Raw genomic sequence first — 18,448 nt, forward strand, 5'->3', positions numbered from 1 at the left:
CGTGCGGTTCGCTAAGAGAGCATAGGATAGTAGATGACCGATCCGACAAAACAATCCGAACTAGACAATGTTTCACGACGTTCCTTTCTGGCTGCTTCCACCGGCATCGCGGGAAGCTTCATTGCCGGCAAAGCGGCGGCCGAAAGCCTTGCCGATGTTCCCCAACGCGAAGTCGGCGCCGACCTCGCGGGCCTCAGCGAGCGATCGAAGTTCGTAAAGCTCGCGCGCATTCCGGAGGCCACGCCTGGCAGGCGGAATGTCGACCATAGTGATGCAATCAATTCAAAGACGCCCCTCGACAAGCTTCTTGGTACGATTACGCCCAGCGATCTGCATTACGAGCGGAGCCACTCCGGCGTGCCTGATCTGGACCCTGCCAAGCATCGGCTGCTCGTCCATGGCATGGTCGAGAAGCCATTGGTGTTCAGTGTCGAGGACCTACAGGAAATGCCTTCGATCTCTCGAAGGGTCTTCATCGAATGCACCGGCAATGGCTGGGAAAATTGGAAGAGGGCCGACCCGAGTCTTACGGTGCAAAATACGCATGGTCTTATCAGCACGAACGAATGGACCGGCGTTCCGCTCAGATTTATCGTGGATCTTGCCGCTAAAAATCAAAATGCAACTTGGATGCTGGCTGAAGGAGGGGACGCCGCAGCCGTCGCGCGGAGTATTCCGCTCACCGAAGAAATTCTGGACGAAGCGTTCGTAGCGTATGGGCAAAACGGCGAGCCGTTGCGGCCAGCGCATGGTTTTCCAATGCGCCTTATCATGCCGGGCTTCGAGGGCAATCTCAATATCAAATGGCTGCGGCGCCTGAAGTTCGGGGATCGTCCCTGGATGACCCGCTGGGAAACTGCGCGCTACACTCAACTGCAAGCCGACGGCAAGGCAATCCAGTTTCAGCTCCGTATGGACACCAATTCGGTGATCACCTCGCCATCGGGAACCATGACGATAAAGCCGGGCCGCCAGAAGGTCACGGGGCTGGCTTGGAGCGGGCACGGCAAGATTGCAAAAGTCGAAATCTCGACCGATGGCGCGAAGACTTGGAAAGCTGCGGAGCTAATCTCGCCGGCTCTGCCGAAATCGCAGAGCCGATTCGAGATGACATGGGTTTGGGACGGTAAGCCGACCAAAATTGTCAGCCGTTCGACTGATGACAAGGGCAACGTCCAACCCGACCGACCATCATTCATCAGAGTTCACGGCACAAATGCGCTATTTCACTACAACGCCCAGCAGACCTGGGCAATCGATGAGACCGGAAAGGTGAGCAATGTCCTCGATTAGCAAGATACTATTCGGCGGATCCATTGCTCTCGCACTTGTCTCGAGAACGTTCGCCTATGATTTCGGTCGCCCAGCAAACCCTGACGAGATCGCGTTGTGGGACATTGACGTTCGACCTGACGGCACGGGATTGCCGGAAGGAAAAGGCACGGTCGCGCATGGCAAAGATGTATTTGCCGAAAACTGTGCCGCCTGTCATGGCGACGAGGGCGTGGGCGGCATCAAGGACCGGCTCGTTGGCGGCCAGGGAACACTGAAATCGGACGCCCCCATCAAGACGGTCGGCAGCTACTGGCCCTACGCGACAACGCTGTTCGACTACATTCATCGGGCGATGCCTTATCAGGCGCCGGGTTCGCTCAGCGTCGACGACACCTATGCGGTCGCCGCCTACATACTGAGCTTGAACGGCATTCTTCCGGAGAACGGCGAACTTGATCGCAATAGCCTGCCGAAGATCAAGATGCCGAATCGAGACGGGTTTGTGCCCGATCCGGCATTCAACCCTGACACTCTTTTCAGGAAAAGGTCACGATGAGAGTTCCGTTGAGGCTCGTCCTTGCCCTTATAGCAACGCTGGTAACAGGAGACGCGACCATGTCACGCGAAGGATTGATCACGATTCGCAGCAGCTTCGATCCGGGAGAGACCATGAAGCGGCTTGAAGACGAGGTTCGCGCGAAAGGTTTGACAATCTTCGCACATGTTGACCATGCCGCTGGGGCCTCGGAAATCGGTATGCAGCTACGCCCGACCGATCTGCTGATATTTGGGGCCGCTAAGGGAGGCACGCCGCTGATGCAGGCCGATCAGACCATCGGTATCGATCTTCCGCTGAAGGCCCTGGTCTGGCAAGACGAGGCGGGAGCGACGTTCTTGTCCTACAACGATCCTGGCTATATCGCGCATCGTCATGGCCTGGACGTGAGGGTCAAGGCTGTAGTTGATGCTCTTTCGGGAGTGCTACGCGCGATCGCCGGCAAGGCGACGAACGTGCAATAGGCCCCTCCGCGGCGAGCACTCAATGTTTTGGGACAGCTCTTTCGCGTTGATCAACAGCACAAAATGCTCAAACCTTGCAGTCTAATACCGACATTATTCCCGCTGAACTGTTGATGGGATTGGAGTTGAGGAAGGCGCGCCACCCCCTCATCCTGTTCGTCAACAGCCGTCATTGTTGGCTCAAAATCCCAAGGACCAAGCGATTATTGGGATCAGATTCCAATTTTGCGGCGGTTTTACGCTTCATTTGGGAAGAATGAGCCCGATCCCTTGCTATACTACGTCGGCGAGGAATCGAGCATGAAACAAAGGCGCAACTCGCCCGCGGAGACCAGATCCTGCAAGAGCGAAATAGCTCGACGGATGGACCTTACAACGCTGCGGTTGTTCGTCGCGATCTGCGACGAGGGTAACTTGACGCGCGCTTCGCAACGGGAGGCGATAGCGCCGTCGGCGGTGAGCAAGCGACTACACGACCTTGAGGAGGTGCTCGACGTCGCGCTGTTCGAACGACAATCCACCGGAATGGCGCTGACTCCGGCCGGTCAATCGCTGCTGCACCACGCCCGGATTGCTTTGCTCAACGTCGAGAAGATCGCAGTCGACATGGCCGAGCACGCAGGAGGCATTCGCGGACATGTGCGAATGCTGGCTAATCTTTCGTCGATAGTCGAGTTCCTTCCGGAGGACCTGCCCGGCTTCTTCCGTTCGAATGGCATGGTGCGTCTCGATCTGCAGGAGCGGCCAAGTGCTGAGGTCGTGCGCGGGGTCGAAGAAGGGGTGGCGGAAATCGGTATCTGCTCGGCCGACGTTTCGACCCGCGGGCTGACTAGATTTTCCTACCGCCGCGACCGACTGGTCATAGTGGTGCAATCGGACCATCCTTTGGTGAATGCAAAGGAGGTCTCCTTCGCCGACACGTTGGACTACGACCATGTAGGCTTATTCGCTACGAGCTCAATATACCTTCGATCGCAATACACGGCGCAGCAGATAGGCAAATCCATGCGGTTGAGGGTTCACGTGCCGGGCTTCGATGCGGTCTGCCGCATGGTTCAGGCCGGGATGGGCGTGGGGTTGATCCCAGATCGCGCCTTCGAAGTCCTCAGTAACGGCATGAATCTGGCCGCCCTCGATCTCAAAGATGATTGGGCGGATCGAGAGCTGGTATTGGTGGCCCGAGATCCGGCGGGATTGTCTGCAACCAGCCAGTTAATGCTCGACCACCTGCGTAAGCTCTCCGCGTCGTCCTAGCTAAAGAGGGCTCGTTCGCGAAGCGCGAACGCGCGTTCACCAAACACCATTGGACAGCATCTCCTGCTCTCGGCGAAACGTCGATCAAAGAAGATCGAGGAGCGCGAGGCATGAACGGGCCATTAGCCGGAATTCGGGTCGTCGAACTCGGAACATTGATCGCTGCGCCATTTGCCGCGCGGTTGCTCGCCGAGTTTGGCGCCGAAGTCATCAAGATCGAGCAACCCGGCAGCGGGGACCCTTTGCGCAAATGGCGCAAGCTGCATCAAGGCACCTCGCTTTGGTGGTATCTGCAATCCCGCAACAAGAAATCGATCGCGGTAGATCTAAAATCCGCGGATGGCCGGGAGGTGGTCCTGCGCCTGGCCGCACAAGCCGATGTCGTGATCGAGAACTTCAAGCCGGGCAGCCTCGAAAAGCTCGGTCTCGGTTGGGATGTTCTGTCAAAGCTCAACCCTTACCTCACGCTTGTTCGAATATCCGGTTACGGGCAGACCGGGCCTTATCGCGATCGCTCGGGATTCGGTGCGATCGGCGAAGCCATGGGCGGTCTGCGCTTTACGACAGGGGATCCAGACAGCCCGCCCGCGCGGGTCGGAATCAGCATCGGAGACAGCCTTGCCTCGCTTCATGGCGTGATCGGAGCGCTTATGTCGCTACTCCGCGTCAAGACCGGCCAAGGACGAGGGCAGGTTATCGATGTCTCCCTTTACGAAAGCGTATTCAATCTGATGGAGAGCTTGGTCCCAGAATACGACCTTATGGGGCATGTCAGAACCCGCAGTGGCGGCGCTCTGCCCGGCATCAGTCCGTCCAACACATATCCAACCTCGGACGGTCGCCACGTGGTGATCGCCGGCAATAGCGACGCGATTTTCCGGCGTTTGATGACGGTGGTCGGCCGTCCGGACCTTGTGCAGGATCCGGCCCTCGCAACCAACGACGGACGTGTGCGCAGCAATGCCCTGCTCGATGCCGCAATAGCGGCATGGACGTCGGAGCGGAGTGCAGACGAGATCCTCTCGTCTCTGGATGCGGCGGACGTACCCGCGGGACGGATCTACTCGGTTGCCGATATCGTCGACGATCCCCACTACGCCGCACGGGAGATGATCCTGTCCACTGAATTGCCGGGCGATGTGACAGTGAAAATGCCGGGCATTGTGCCGAAGCTCTCTCAAACGCCTGGTTCAGTCAAATGGCCCGGACCAACCCTCGGCCAGCACACTGATGAGGTCTTGACGAGCCTTGGCTTTCAGCCGGGCGAGATCACGCAGTTGCGCCAAATCGGAGCGGTGCAATGACGGGATCACCGCCAGACATCAGGATCCAAGAAGTCGCCCCGCGCGATGGTCTGCAGAACGAAATGAAGTGGGTTGATACAGCAGAAAAGATACGGTTGATCAACTCGCTATCGGCAATCGGGTTCGAGCGCATCGAGGTCTCCTCGTTTGTATCAGCGAAGGCCGTTCCGGCGTTGCGAGACGCGGCCGAAGTATTCGCCGGGATCGACCGACGGCCTAGCACGATCTACACGGCGCTCGTCCCGAACCGAAGGGGCGCAGAGCGCGCCCTGGCGGCCCTCGCCGATGAGCTCAACTTCGTGATGTCTGCGAGCGAGACGCACAACCGCGCCAACATCAATATGACGCACGCGCAATCGTTCGAGGCGCTCTCCGAGGTGGTGAGGTCGGCTCACGCAGTCGGCAAGCTCGTCAATGCGACCGTCGCAACCGCCTTTGGCTGTCCATTTGAAGGCATGCAGCCTTTCGAGAAAGTGTGCCGCATCGTCAAGCAGTACTTTGATCACGGAGTCGGTGGTGTGACGCTCGCCGACACAACTGGCATGGCCAATCCGCGCCAAGTTTCGCAGTTGCTGTCCAAGGTCCTGTTGCTGGTCCCTGCGGACAAGCTCACCATTCACTTCCACAACACCCGCGGTCTCGGGCTGGTCAATGTTCTCGCTGCCTACGCGACGGGCGCGCGCCGTTTCGATGCTGCGCTCGGTGGGCTTGGCGGATGTCCGTTCGCACCGGGTGCAACCGGGAACGTTTGCACGGAGGACCTCGTCAATCTTTGTCACGAAACCGGTTTGCGCACTGGTCTCGATCTACAGCGTCTGATTGATCTTTCGCTTCGATTGCCCGTCCTGATCGGACACGGGGTCCCGGGGCAGGTCGCAAAGGCAGGTCGCCCTCTCGATCTTCATCCCCTACCGGAGCGCTTGCGAGCCGTAAGCTGAACGGCAGCTGTCCAAATAAAAACTAGTCGGAGGAAAACATGACGATTACTACGGCTGCTACAGTCGATCTCGATTCCAGACTCACGGAACAACTTGTTGTTAAAAAGATCGCATGGCGGCTGATGCCTTTGATCATCGTCTGTTACTTCTTCGCGTTCTTCGACCGAGTCAACATAAGCTTCGCCAAGACGGCGCTCCAAGCAGATATTGGCCTCAGCAACACGGCCTATGGTTTCGGCGCGAGCTTGTTTGTGGTCGGATACGTCCTGCTGGAAGTGCCGAGCAACATGATGCTCTACCGGTTCGGTGCGCGACGCTGGATCGCCCGCATCATGATCTCCTGGGGGTTTGCCACGGCCGCCATGGTCTTTGTTCACAGCGAATGGCAGTTTTACGCGCTGCGCTTCGTGATCGGCGCTATGGAGGCCGGGTTCGCTCCGGGCATTCTCTACTATCTGACGCTCTGGTTTCCGAAGTCCCATCGCGGTCGCATGACTTCGGTGTTCTTCCTGGCAACTGCGTTCTCAGGCATCATAGGCGCGCCGATCTCGGGGCTCATCCTCAATTACTTCAACGGATTGCTTGGATTGGCCGGCTGGCAGTGGCTGTTCCTGGCCGGCGGCGTTCCATGTGTCGCCCTTGGAGTGGTCGTGCTGTCGCGATTCGACGATGGTCTCGCGCAAGCCGCATGGTTGAGCGAGGAGGAGCGGCGGCTCATTACGGTGCAGCTTGAGCGCCAGAATAGCGAGATCGGCGAGCATTCGGCGTGGCGATCGCTGCTGATGCCTAATGTCCTCCTGCTCGGGTTCATCTATTTCCTGATCCAGATCGCGTCCTACGGCCTCAATTTCTGGGCACCTGACCTAATCAAGGCGGCCGGCGGCGGCAGTGCGGCCACTGTCGGCTTCCTGACTGCCATACCCTATATTTGCGGCGCAATTTGCATGATCGTGGTCGGGCGTTTGTCGGACGCATCAGGCGAACGTCCGAAGTTCATCGCAGGTCTAGTTTTGGCAGCCGCGTTTGGCTTCTTCGCCTCAGGTCTGTTCGACAGGAATGTCGTCACACTGATTGGGGCACTTGCGATCCTCGGAGGGGGCGTAGTCGCGGCGATCCCGACTTTCTGGACGCTGCCCCCAAAGATACTCTCTGGTGCGGGAGCGGCGAGTGGTATAGCCCTCATCAATACAATGGGGCAGGTAGGCGGAATCGTCAGTCCGATTATGGTTGGTTCCATCAAAGACATGGTGGGTAGCGCGACACCTGCGCTCTACGTCATTGGCTGCTTGTGTATCGCGTGCGCGACCTTGCTGCTGACGGCACTGCCCAGGGAGCTCAAGGCAAAGGACATGTCCCAGATCAACGCGGATGCGAGTGCCTTGCGAACGTCAGGTTGATCGTCTGCCAAATGCTTTCATAGCTATGCGTCGGACACTTTCCTGGTATAGGTATCCCGCGATGCGGCGCGGCCGATAAGGCTGAACAGGGGCAAGGCGAGCATCCCGAATCCGAGAGGCGCTATGCCGATCGCAGCGATGGTGTGGCCGTCGATGATCCAACCGCCNCGCCACTGGCCGTTCCGATTGCGATGCCCAGGTTAGCGGCGGAGATGTTCAATGTCATCGCGAAAGAGGGGGCCATCTGTCCCGCGAGCGTGACGCGTACCTGGCCAAGGGTGACTGACGCAGCATGGCTGACGCTCCAAAGCACGAGCGGCGCCGTCGCCAGGAGAATTGCGTCACCCGCGAACGCGGTCAGGTTAACCGAGGCGATCAACAGAAGGATGGCAACAATCGTCGCGCGAATTGGCGCACGGTCTGCCACGCGTCCGGCAAGGTCGTTGCCGAAGAGCCCGGCAAGCCCGAAGAGGAACATGGCGGCTGCAACGCCCCATGCCGTCAAGCCGAGTGCCCGATCCATCCAAGCTCCGAGATATGTATAGGCGGAGAACATCGCGGCGAAGAGCACGACCGACAGAGCGAGATGGGCTAGAAACTCCGGCTGGCGCAGTAGGCGGAGCTGCCCTCCGATCCCACCCGAGCTTGTCGCCGGAATGCGTGGAAATCGGAGAGCCACGAGCGGCGCGAGGAGCAGCGAAATCGCCGCAAGAACGAGGAACGGCAGCCGCCAGTTACCACCTTGTGCCAACGCAATGCCGGCGGGCAGCGCAAGCAGAACGCCCAGTACGAACCCAAGATTGGCGCGGGCCAATGCGTTGCCACGCTCCGCCGCCGGTGCGAGTGCCGTCACAAGCGAAGCCCCAACGCTGATGAAGGCGGGAAGCGCAGCGCCTTGCATTATTCTCGCGATCAGCATCTGGTTGACATCTGATCCGATGGCGACCAGCGTGTTGCAGGCGCCGTAAAGCAGGAGCGTGGCGGTCAGAATGAACCGTGGCATCAAGTGACGGGCCATCAATGTAACGAATGGGCCAGCGACGGCGGCCGAAAAAGCGAACCAGCCCGCCAACTCGCCCGCGCGGACCAGGGGAATATTGAGATCCCTCGCCACCAGCGGAAGTAGTCCGACCACGATGAACTCGGCGGCGACGACAACCGTCACCGTCGGCGCCAGGAGCAACAGCGCTCGGCTCAGAGTCTCTTCTGGGCGGTCGCTGGTGGGTGTCACGCGTTCGCTCCGCCATCGACGGTGAAGCCGGTGCCGTTCACCGAGCGTGCCGCGTCGCTTGCGAGAAATGCGTAAAGGGCCGCGATATCCTCAGGTCGGCCATATTCCTTGATAGCCATCCGCTGTCGCTGCGCTTCGGCATGAGGGCCATCAGCGGGATTCATATCGGTGTTGGTTGAACCAGGGTGAACCAGATTCACCGTGATTCCGCGCGGGCCGAGATCGCGAGCGGTGCCCTTCGTCCAGGCGACGAGCGCTGACTTGCTCGCCGAATAGAGCGCTTTACCGGCATCAGGCACGCGTTCTGCGAGATTGCTGCCCGTCGAGATGATGCGACCGCCCTTCGACATGTGTCGGAGAGCCGCCTGCGTCGCCAGGATGACTCCCCGGACATTCACCGCAAGCATCGTGTCGATCTGCTCGAGCGTGACTTCCTCGATGGTGCCGTAGCTGATAATGCCGGCGTTGTTGACGAGGATATCGAGGCCGTTGAGCTCGGCGGCGGCGCGATCGACGGCCTGTTGGATCGAGGAGGGACTCGCGGCATCCATCTGAACGGCCACTGCGCGGCGACCACTCGCCTTGATTTCCTGTACGATGGCGCTGGCAGCTTGCGCAGAGCGCTCATAACCGACCGCAACGTCCGCGCCCTCTGCGGCGAAGCGGCGGGCGATGGCGGCCCCGATGCCGCGGCTCGCGCCAGTGACGAAGGCTCTCTTTCCCTGAAGCAGAGACATGCTTGACTCCCTTTTGTGAGGTGACATTTGAATTTATACGGAGCGTTCGATTATCGTCCGGTAAGGTCGACGTAATTCAAAGTTTGCGCGCGATGGCTTCCGCCATCATGATGGTCGTGACGTTGGTCGGAGCCGAGACGATGTCGGGCATGATGGAAGCATCCACCACGTGCAGCCCGTCGACGCCGCGGACCTTGCCACGGCTGTCGACCACCGCGTCGGGATCCTCAGGTCCGCCCATCGGCACCGAGGATGTCGGATGCGAATAGCCGTCGACCTGCGCGATAATTGCCTTCTCCAGGGCCGCATCGTCGCGAACAGCGCTGCCTGGAAGCATTTCGGACGCAAGCAAGTCGCAGAACGGCGCGGTAGCTGCGATCTTGCGCGAGAGCTTGACGGCTTCGATCATTCGGCGCAGATCGCTCTTGTCCTGGAAGAAGTTGAAGCGGATGAGCGGCATGGCTCGCGGGTCGCGGCTCGACAGCCGGATCGTGCCCACCGATTTCGGCTGCGTCACTGAGCAGGCGAGAACGATTGCGCCACCGGTAGGGCTGTCCGCCGGATCGAAGATGTGAGTACCAGAAATATGCAGGTCGAGCTCGTTGTCGCCCGCCTCGCTGGACCTCGTCCAGACGATTGCGCCGGCCGCAGGTGTCATGGAGTTCACCTCTGGCCTCAAGGCGTAAACGTTGTAGTAGAACGGGTGCTCCTTCAATCGCTGCCCAACCGCGGCATCGACAATGACTGGAATATCGAGCTCGTTCAGGTGGAAGGCGGGGCCGACGCCCGAGCGCATCAAGATTGCGGGACTGCCATAAGCGCCTGCCGACAAAATGACCTGTGCGGCCTCGATGATCTCTCCGCTGGCTAGACGCACGCCGACCGCACGGTGGTTATCGAAGATCACCCGATCCGCTTCGACGCCGCCCCTGATCGTCAGATTGGAGCGAGCGCGGACATCTTCGGTTAAATAGGCCATGCCCGTGTTGATGCGATTTCCGCCGACGACGTTCAGCGGATAGGGCGATACACCATGCTGTTCACTGCCATTGAAGTCGCTGACGCGCGGCAGGCCGCAGGCTTCCGCGGCCAGTACGAAGGCACGCATGGACGGCGTGTTCTCTTCCATGGTTCGCTGCCGGATCGGGAATGGGCCGCTGCGACCATGCCAGGCGTCCTCACCGGTCGGCGTGTTCTCCATCGCCTTATAGATCGGCAAGACATCCTCAAAGGACCAGCCTTCGAGTCCATGCTTGCTCCAGTTGCTGAAGTCGACGGGACGCGCGCGCATCGCGACTGCCGCGTTGACGCCGGAGCTTCCGCCGAGCACCTTGCCGCGGATCGCTTTGATATCGTGGCCAAGCCCGAGATGGTCCTGGGTGTGGTAGCCCCAATCGTGGTGATCATCGCCGCCGACCCGGTCAGCGTTCGCGATGATGTCCGGATAGTCGCCGGATGCGTAGGCTGGGCCAGCTTCGATCAGGAGAACCGAACGAGTCCTTCTTTCACTGAGGCGGTTGGCGAGCACGGCACCGGCGGAGCCGCCTCCCCCGATGACGATGTCAAATTTCTTTTCGTTGGCCATGATGAGTGACTTTCGTTATGCGTTACCGGGCGTCGAAGACCGTGCGGAGAAAGCGGGCGGCACTATCGAGCGCGTTCCGGCTGGTCTCCAAATGGGAGACGTCGAGCTGGAAGACGTGATGCATGCCCTCGAAGATCTGAAGTTCGACGGGTACGCCAGCCTGCGACGCCCGCGCGGCGTATTGCCGCGAATCGTCGAGCAACTTCTCGTCCGTTCCGACCTGGATAAGCAGCGGCGGAAGGCCCTTCAGATCACTGAACAGCGGCGAAGCCAACGGATGGTCGGGCCTGTAAGGGCCGACATATTTGGCTGCGCAGTCGCGCAGATAGTCGAAGCTAATCAAAGGATCGATTACTGCGGGATCGGTCATGGACGCGCCGGTGAACGACAGATCGGTCCATGGAGAGAACACTGCGCCGCCGACCGGCGTCGGTCCAGAGGTATTCTTGGTCAGGCTCGCGAGGGTCACCAGCGAAAGTCCGCCGCCCGCGGAATCGCCAACGATAGCAATTCGATCGAAGCCCTTGCGGATCAGATATTGCCAGGCGCTTCTCGCGGTATTCGGGGCGGCGGGAAGCGAGGCTTCCGGAGCAAGCGGATAGTCGATGACGAGAGCGGGCACGTTGACGCGGCTGACGATCTGGCTGACGAAGCCGCGATAAGCCATGGCAGAACCGAGGACGTAGCCGCCGCCGTGCAGAAACAGGATCGCTTCGTCGGCAGCAGGGGCCCGCGGCGGACGGATGAAGAAACCGTGCACGGCTTCGTCGTCGACCGAGTCAATGGTTACGTCGGCGGCGATCGGACTTCCCGAGATGAACACGTCGTAGATCGTCCGGGGGCTGCCCTTTGCTGCGCTCCAGAACGTCGCGAACCGTTCGCGCAGCGCGCGTTCGCGCTCCCGTTCACCAGGCGCGATCCGGATGAATTCCGTCTTGGAGCCGAAACCCGCTTTCATCGTTAAAAAATCCTTTTGCTGACAGACATGACTGACCGACCGCGCGAAACGCGCGTCCGACGTCGCATTCGGTGTCGGGTTGCGGCTAGGTTGGGATTCGCCCGAACTTGCCTTCGGCGTAGGAGGCGAGCGTGCGGTGAACATCGACTTCGGTCGACATGACGAGCGGGCCGTGCTTGACGAAGGGCTCGCGGATCGGCCGCGCGGCCATCAGCACGAAGTGCGCCGATGCTGTAGCTTCGACGAGCACGTCCGTGGGTGGACCAGCCTCGATTGTCGTGGCGGTCGCCGGCCGCAGCGCGCGTTCGGCGTCGCCGCAGCGGACGATGGGCGCCCCCGAGACCGCATAAATCCAGGCTTGGCGCCCCTCGGGCAGCCGGTGCTGAAAGCTGCCGCTCGTCAGGTAGCCGTCGAGCATGGTCATCTCTTCCGGTGTATCCTCGGCGCCGGTCGCCGTTCCGCTGCGGCCAAGAAGCACACGCACTCGATGGCCCGGGCCTGCCAGCACGGGCACCTCGTCGGCCGACACATGCAGCGAGCGTGCGGGCTCCTTTTTCAAGTGCCGCGGCAGGTTGACGAAGATCTGGAGGGCGTGGATGCAGGCTCCATCGGCCGGCCGCTCCTCATGCGCTGCTCCCTGGGCGGCCGAAAGCCAGTACAGATCGCCGGCCTTCAACGCAATGTTGTGTCCCAGCGTATCGCGATTGATGAATTCCCCGCGGGCATCCTCGAAAACCGCCGTGACGGCTGAGATGCCTGCATGGAGGTGCGGGTCGAAGGTCGGCGCTGTCATCGTGAAGTCGTCGGCCATCAGGAGGGGATCCATGCTGCCGCAAAACATTTCTTCGGAGAAGTGATGGGCGGTGAAGCCCTGTCCGATGCTGAGAGGCTTCGCCGAGACGATGGCGCCGACTCTCTCCCTGCGATCGGATGCTTGGTCAATGCGTTCGACGATTGCGGCTTGGTTCATCGTGATCCTCCTCAGGTGTTGCCCTCGAAGGTCAATCTAGGTCGCGTTCGATCGTGCCGGGAAGTCCGCATGATTAGGACTTAGCGTCCATTGCGTTGGACGACGGGAGGACGATGCCGATCTACATCAACACGGTTTTCGGAAGCTCGGCCGCGAGATGGTCGAGAAAAACGCGCACGGATGGAAGTAGGCCCTGACGGTAGGGGATCAGTGCGGTGAGTGTCGAATCGCCGGCGATCCAGTTCGGAAGGACACGGCGCAGCTTGCCCGACTTCACGGCCGCCCGGCAAATGTAGCCGGGCAATGCTACAATCCCCAACCCGCGGATCGCGGCCTGCTGGAGGCCCACCATGTCATCGCTTAGCAGGCGCGGAGTCAGCGGCACGACTTCCTCGTTCTTGGACTGACGCACGTGGCGAAGGTGCCAGACCGCATCGACGCCGGTTCGCATCATGAATAGGGATGGGTGATTGCGAAGATCCTGTGGCTTCTCTGGCTCGCCGTTCTTCTTCAGATATGATTCGCCGGCAAATAGAAACCAAGGTGCTGGCGCCAGGGTCCGCTGCACCAGGTTGGAGTCCGGGAGCGGGTTCGTGTGCGCACGAATTGCGATGTCGAAGTTCTCGCCCACGATGTCGACAGTGCGGTCGACGGCATGCACCACCACGTTGACCTTTGGGTAGTTAACAAGAAAATCGGCGATGACGTCCGACATCGCGAACTGCATCGTCGCCACCCCTCCGGTACATCTGATCGTCCCGCTCGGCTCGCCGACCCGTTCCTTGATGATCGCCTCCGCAGTCTCGGCCTGGCGAAGCATCTCGACTGCGTGACGGTAAAACTCCGCTCCTACATCAGTCATCCCGAAGCGGCGTGACGTGCGGTTAAGGAGCCGTACGCCCAGGCTCGCCTCCAGCTGCTGCATCCGGTGACTGAGCGTCGACTTCGGGGTCCGCAACGTACGGCTGGCGGCGGTAAATCCGCCTCGGTCCACGACCTGGACGAATAGATAGAAGTCATTGAGATCGAGCACGGCTCCCCCATCGTCCAGCCTGATGGACGGTAAGTCCGGATATTGACCACTTTTGGCCCGTTCGTCTAGCCGGTATCTGGTTATGCGCTGTCACGGCGAAGTGTCGTGACCCATGCTCAGGACCCATCCGGGCGCCAACGTAGGAGGACGCTATGAACATTCGGAAGTATGAGCCACTCACCTCGGACAACGCCGCCGTAATTCTTGTTGATCACCAGGTCGGGCTTATGACCGGCGTGCGCGACTATTCGATAGGCGAACTCAAGCACAACATCGTCGCACTCGCCAAGTCGGCGAAGGCGTTGAATCTTCCGATCGTAGTCACCACAACGGCGGCGGAGAGCATGTGGGGGCCCACAATTCCTGAACTCGTCGAGGCCCTCCCCGGTGTCAACATCATCGATCGCTCGACGGTCAACGCCTATGACGATGCGCGTGTCGCGGAGGCCATCGAGGCGACCGGGCGCAGGAAGCTCATTTTCGCGGGCATCTCACTCGAAGTCTGCGCAGGATTTCCCGCCATGACCGCGGTGGCCCGTGGCCTGGATGCCTATGTCGCCGTCGATGCTTGCGGAACATTCAGCGACACCAAACACCAAGTGAACCTGTTCCGCATGCAGCAGGCTGGCGTGATCCTCTCCGACCACGCCACGATGATGGTCGAGATACTGAAAGACAACGGACGGCGGGAGGCTGGCCCAGTCTACGCTGCGCTAGACATGCCTTGGGCAACCCTCGTCGGCCAAGTCGCCGCCGCGCACCGCAAATAATAGCTCAGATCGGGACCAGATCGCCGGGAATATTCAAGTGAGAAGCGAGTCATGAGCATGCACGATTGGAATAACTATCGACATCAACTTGTCGCTGGTGTCGGAGAGCTCTCGATGCTGAGCCCGGACGCCGTTCGTGGCTATACTACGGTCGCTGGCGCCGCTTCAAAGACCGGCCGCCTCGACGCGAAGACGCGCGAACTGATCGCACTGGCCGTCGCTGTCTCGCTCCGCTGCGACGGCTGCATTGCGATCCATGCCCAAACGCGAGGAAGCTTGGCGTAATGTCCGATGAGCTCGCCGAAGCTCTCGGCGTGGTCGGTTTCGATCAACGCTGGTGCTGCGATCGTCTACTCGACGCGTACCTTCGATGCTTTCAAGGCGTCGGACGAAGTCTGAGCCGGACCTAACTCAAAGAAAAGAAGGGTTGCCGGACTGGACAGGCCGGCCTCTCGAATACCGTAAACTTGGGGAGATGAACAATGAATGGGATGTTGGCAGAGCTTCCCGCCAACGGCAAACTCTCTGGACGAGTGGCCGACGCCATCGACAACGTATCGCTCGCGTATACGGCCATCGCTATTGGTCTAGCGGGCATGAGCGGAACTTGGCGCAATCTCGACGAGCATCCGCCCCGCTTCGTCAGTCAATGGATTCATGTCGCCGCTTGCTTCATCTGGGTGGCTTTGGTGGCTCTGGTTGTGGTCAAAGGAACGTTGTCGAGCCTAAGGTCGCTTTCGCGGGCCTAAGAGCATGGGATCACCTGCAGTCTGGTCCGACTGATCGAGCAAAGCGTGAAGCCAGTGGGGGTCTGATCAGATCCCAGTAACCCTGGTAAAATTCCGGGATGTTGATGCACTTGATATACTAGGGGCAAAGCTTGTCGGCAGATCGTCGCAAGCTACGCGAAATAGGAACTGTGCCCAACTTGTCGCCTGCGTGCTGGCCGGCACGCGCCCCTGCGCGGCCGGCCGACCTTCTGATGCTTTCCTCGGGAATCGCCGGCATCGGTGTGATCGATCGCGGTCTCGCAAATCAGAGTGGAAGTGGTGTCGCGGCAAAGATGCCGCTCGGATCGTAACGGCGTTTCACGGTTTGGAGTCGCGGTAGATTTTCACCATAGGCACGCGCGATCTGGTCATGAGCATTGGGTCCTAGCGCATTTGGATAGCCGCCCGGCAACGACACCGGCTCCAACGCCCGGCACAGATCCTGAGCCCAGCGCCGATGGGCGGTTCCGTGGTCATCCAGAGAGGAGTCCCACGCCGCGATCGCCTCGACCATGATATGTTCGCGCCTCATCCCAAACGCTGTGCTGTCGGGCGGCAATTGGGTCGGAAGGCCACGGAAGTGTTGTAGGATGACGGTCGAGAGCGGTGATGTTCGCCGCGCAGCGCCCGCCATCAGGATGGCAATGGCATTGATGTCGAGCTTCGGGATCCATCTTGTCTCAACCGCATAGTGGCGATCATTCACCACGCGTGCGTCGAAGCCTTGAACGAGTTCCTGATAGCTCATCAAACCGAGCTGGACATGAATGGGTGTCCCGCACCGTTTAAGGACCTCCATTGCGATTTCACCCGCCGACAATTGGCCGGTCCAGGCTGGCGCAAAAAAAAGCGCTGGATTGCCGTCGGGCAGTGCTATGATCCCAACCACGACCGCAAGATCATTGCTGGCCGAATGCATGAACTCGGCATGGCGGCTTAGAACAGTTTCGGCTTCTGTCCAGGCAAACAGGATCATCCCACCGAGAACTCGCCGCGCGGGATGCAAGCGAATCTTCAGCGACGTGACGACGCCGAAGTTGCCGCCGCCACCGCGTAGCGCCCAGAACAGATCGGCGTGCCGGTCCTTATCGACGCTCACACACTGGCCGTCCGCGAGCACCAAGTCTGCGCCGATTAGATTGTCCAGCGCAAGCCCGCGGCTTGCGAGCAAGGGACCGTATCCTCCGACTGTCGCGAGCCCCGTTATGCCCGGGCGTCCATTCCAGCCCGTCACCGCCATCTGGTCAGCCGCATCGGCCGCAGCGACAACGTCTGCAGCTGTCGCACCGCCACCGACGACCCCCGTCTGCTGTTCGATGCGAACTTGGTTCATTCTCGACAGGTCGATTACAAGCCCATCCGGCCGGACCGCGCGTCCGACCACATCAAAGCCAGCGCCCCGAACCGAAAGCGGCATTTGATGAGCGCGGGCAACTCGTACCGCAGCCTGCACGTCATCGACATCGCTGCAGTAGACGATCGCAGTTGGATGGTGATCGACGTCGCGGTTCCAGACTCTTCTTGCGCTCACATAGTCCGGGTCCTCCCGGGAGATGACACGAACCTGGAATTGCGCCCTCAGCGCTCTTACGACATCGCCAGACCGGCCGATTTCATTCTGCGTCATGTTTGCTGTCCGCTATTGATTCATCCGACCACCACCACATCTCACAATTCGATATCGCAGATCGCAGCATCAATCGCGGCCTGCGCAGCTATTGCTCACGATGGCGGCATCAATCGCCCGGACTTTGCCCGGACTGAAACCGTATTGGCGGCGATACGCCGCGATGAACCCGGACGGGGTTGCGTAGCCTGCTTCCCGGGCGGCCTGCGTGACACTGGCTCCCGCTTCCTTGAGGGCGAGATCAGCGCGCCGCAGCAGCAGCGCGTTTCGATAGCCCGACAGCGTGGTACCGTAAACCTGCCTGAAGACGAGCCGAAGTTTGGTTCGATTCATGCCCGCTGCGCGGGCGAGCGCATCGATATCTAAACTGCGATGCGGCGCCCGGTCGATGCTCTCCCTGACTTTCCGGAGGCGCTCGAGAGCCTGCGACCCAACACGGCCGCCGCCAGCGTCGAGCGCGTCGCGCCGAGCAATTTCGCTGAACAGCGCAGACGTCAGGTCGAGCGATTTGGCCTCGTAGAAGAGTTCGGGGAGTTCTGCAAGCCCGGGCCGATGCGCAGCGATCTCACAGGCGACCGTGCCGAATCGGCCAGGTATCAACTTTTCGACCATAAGCTCGCGTGCCCCGATCACGCGGCGAAGGGAGACGGGGAGGTTGCCATAAGAAAGGCCACGATTCTCGATCAGGGCGGTAATATCGATGACGAGCGTCACGGCTTGAAGGCCGTTCGGCGCCCGAGCCGCGAACTTGAAACGCTCATGTCTGGGAACGAAGACCATCGTCAAATCGGCACCATCTGCACCGACATGTGTTTCATGAATGGCAAATTCGGTCTGGACTTCATGTGGATCAAGGACGACGCTGCAAACGATGACATCCCGGCTCGCCACCGCCTCCAATCCGATCTCACTCGACGTCGCGCGTTTGACGATAAATACTCCGATGTCTCGACCAACCCACACCGTGTTGGCGCCGACGCCTTGCTCGTTAGCGTTTGACCATGTCACATCCGCAAGATTTCCGCCGTGTCCCCTCAGTCCAGCACGCCTTAAGATGCATTCGAAAGCGACATCCGACTTCACACGCACTCCTATTCAATGACCGATTCAACCTTTTGCACCGACCCAACCCCCTCGATTGCATCATCGGATGCTGCCCGCACAGGGATGTATCTGAACCGGCGCAAGCTCGGGGACAGCTGGGATGGACTGAGGCCCCACTCCACGTCAGCGGCTTTGGCGGCGGCCTTCGAAAGTGGAGTGCATTTCCCGTCCGAGACATTCAGCCTCAATTTGTGAAGAGTAAAAGGGGCCTCGACCTATTCGTTGGTCGGCCCGTATCCGGCTGTGCTTAGCCCATCTTACAGAGTCAATCATCGAGCGTAGGCGCGCCACCACCATGAAAGTAGGGCGCCACGGTCCAACGCTCCGCCGGGATGGTCAGCGGAAGGATCGCCGAACCGGCGCCGCAAGAGCGCGGGATGCGCGGGGTATCTGCTGTCGCCATTTCCGGCTGAAACCTAATTGTTGCCGGGCGGCTGGACGCCGGCTTTGCGAGGCCAGCTTCCAATTGGTTCCA

The 18,448-nt window shown here is 60.2% G+C and carries 17 protein-coding genes and 1 pseudogene; 10 read left to right on the top strand and 8 right to left on the bottom strand.

The genetic code is table 11. From position 1 onward, the window contains the following. Nucleotides 1-33: 33 nt before the first annotated feature. The 7 genes from soxC (at nt 34) to A5906_RS21605 (ending at nt 7,188) form a co-directional block, all read left to right on the top strand. Entirely contained in the window at nt 34-1,293 is a 1,260-nt protein-coding gene (gene soxC / locus A5906_RS21575) for a sulfite dehydrogenase (RefSeq protein WP_080137340.1), read from the top strand. Further along, a complete protein-coding gene (locus A5906_RS21580; protein WP_080137341.1) occupies nt 1,280-1,831 on the top strand; it encodes a c-type cytochrome in 552 nt (183 codons plus the stop codon). The genes soxC and A5906_RS21580 overlap by 14 nt, the downstream gene beginning before the upstream one ends. A 59-nt stretch (nt 1,832-1,890) precedes the next feature. Further along, complete coding sequence (locus tag A5906_RS21585) at nt 1,891-2,295, top strand: DUF302 domain-containing protein (protein WP_245326839.1); 405 nt, start codon at nt 1,891-1,893, stop codon at nt 2,293-2,295. A gap of 300 nt (nt 2,296-2,595) precedes the next feature. Then, on the top strand, nt 2,596-3,549 hold the full coding sequence (locus A5906_RS21590; protein WP_080137397.1) for a LysR family transcriptional regulator: 954 nt from the start codon (nt 2,596-2,598) through the stop codon (nt 3,547-3,549). Nucleotides 3,550-3,659: 110 nt separating this feature from the next. Beyond that, complete coding sequence (locus A5906_RS21595; RefSeq protein WP_080137343.1) at nt 3,660-4,853, top strand: CaiB/BaiF CoA transferase family protein; 1,194 nt, start codon at nt 3,660-3,662, stop codon at nt 4,851-4,853. Next, on the top strand, nt 4,850-5,791 hold the full coding sequence (locus tag A5906_RS21600) for a hydroxymethylglutaryl-CoA lyase (protein WP_080137344.1): 942 nt from the start codon (nt 4,850-4,852) through the stop codon (nt 5,789-5,791). Before A5906_RS21595 ends, A5906_RS21600 begins: the two co-directional genes overlap by 4 nt. A 38-nt stretch (nt 5,792-5,829) precedes the next feature. Further along, complete coding sequence (locus A5906_RS21605; RefSeq protein ID WP_080137345.1) at nt 5,830-7,188, top strand: MFS transporter; 1,359 nt, start codon at nt 5,830-5,832, stop codon at nt 7,186-7,188. A gap of 168 nt (nt 7,189-7,356) precedes the next feature. Here the strand turns inward: A5906_RS21605 and A5906_RS46405 are convergent. From A5906_RS46405 to A5906_RS21635, 6 genes and pseudogenes are all read right to left on the bottom strand, one after another. Further along, nucleotides 7,357-8,419: pseudogene (locus tag A5906_RS46405) on the bottom strand (MFS transporter); the annotation flags it as partial. Next, complete coding sequence (locus tag A5906_RS21615) at nt 8,416-9,156, bottom strand: SDR family NAD(P)-dependent oxidoreductase (RefSeq protein WP_080137347.1); 741 nt, start codon at nt 9,154-9,156, stop codon at nt 8,416-8,418. The pseudogene A5906_RS46405 and the gene A5906_RS21615, both read right to left, overlap by 4 nt. 76 nt (nt 9,157-9,232) lie before the next feature. Then, a complete protein-coding gene (locus A5906_RS21620) occupies nt 9,233-10,741 on the bottom strand; it encodes a GMC family oxidoreductase (protein ID WP_080137348.1) in 1,509 nt (502 codons plus the stop codon). 22 nt (nt 10,742-10,763) lie between these two features. Continuing rightward, nucleotides 10,764-11,843, bottom strand: coding sequence for an alpha/beta hydrolase (locus tag A5906_RS21625; protein ID WP_245326840.1), 1,080 nt, complete (start codon nt 11,841-11,843; stop codon nt 10,764-10,766). Next, complete coding sequence (locus A5906_RS21630) at nt 11,785-12,669, bottom strand: pirin family protein (protein WP_080137350.1); 885 nt, start codon at nt 12,667-12,669, stop codon at nt 11,785-11,787. Before A5906_RS21630 ends, A5906_RS21625 begins: the two co-directional genes overlap by 59 nt. 121 nt (nt 12,670-12,790) lie before the next feature. Then, nucleotides 12,791-13,702: a LysR substrate-binding domain-containing protein gene (locus tag A5906_RS21635; protein ID WP_080137351.1), complete on the bottom strand. Its 912-nt coding sequence runs from the start codon at nt 13,700-13,702 to the stop codon at nt 12,791-12,793. Between the two features lie 152 nt (nt 13,703-13,854). On the opposite strand from A5906_RS21635, the gene A5906_RS21640 reads away from it, so the two are divergent. The 3 genes from A5906_RS21640 to A5906_RS21650 all read left to right on the top strand — a co-directional run bounded on the left by A5906_RS21640 (nt 13,855) and on the right by A5906_RS21650 (nt 15,221). Further along, nucleotides 13,855-14,472, top strand: coding sequence for an isochorismatase family protein (locus A5906_RS21640; RefSeq protein ID WP_080137352.1), 618 nt, complete (start codon nt 13,855-13,857; stop codon nt 14,470-14,472). A 51-nt stretch (nt 14,473-14,523) separates the two neighbouring features. Beyond that, on the top strand, nt 14,524-14,757 hold the full coding sequence (locus tag A5906_RS21645; protein ID WP_347337608.1) for a carboxymuconolactone decarboxylase family protein: 234 nt from the start codon (nt 14,524-14,526) through the stop codon (nt 14,755-14,757). A gap of 197 nt (nt 14,758-14,954) precedes the next feature. Next, the gene (locus A5906_RS21650) at nt 14,955-15,221 is read left to right on the top strand and encodes a hypothetical protein (protein WP_136615395.1); all 267 of its coding nucleotides are present in this window, start codon (nt 14,955-14,957) and stop codon (nt 15,219-15,221) included. A 286-nt stretch (nt 15,222-15,507) separates the two neighbouring features. On the opposite strand, the gene A5906_RS21655 is transcribed toward A5906_RS21650, so the two are convergent. Beyond that, nucleotides 15,508-16,869 (bottom strand): FAD-binding oxidoreductase, encoded by a 1,362-nt coding sequence (locus A5906_RS21655; RefSeq protein WP_080137398.1) that lies wholly within the window; start codon nt 16,867-16,869, stop codon nt 15,508-15,510. Between the two features lie 69 nt (nt 16,870-16,938). Next, on the bottom strand, nt 16,939-17,952 hold the full coding sequence (locus A5906_RS21660) for a helix-turn-helix transcriptional regulator (protein ID WP_136615396.1): 1,014 nt from the start codon (nt 17,950-17,952) through the stop codon (nt 16,939-16,941). Nucleotides 17,953-18,448: the final 496 nt, after the last annotated feature.

It is taken from the genome of Bradyrhizobium sacchari, assembly GCF_002068095.1.
GTDB lineage: Bacteria > Pseudomonadota > Alphaproteobacteria > Rhizobiales > Xanthobacteraceae > Bradyrhizobium > Bradyrhizobium sacchari.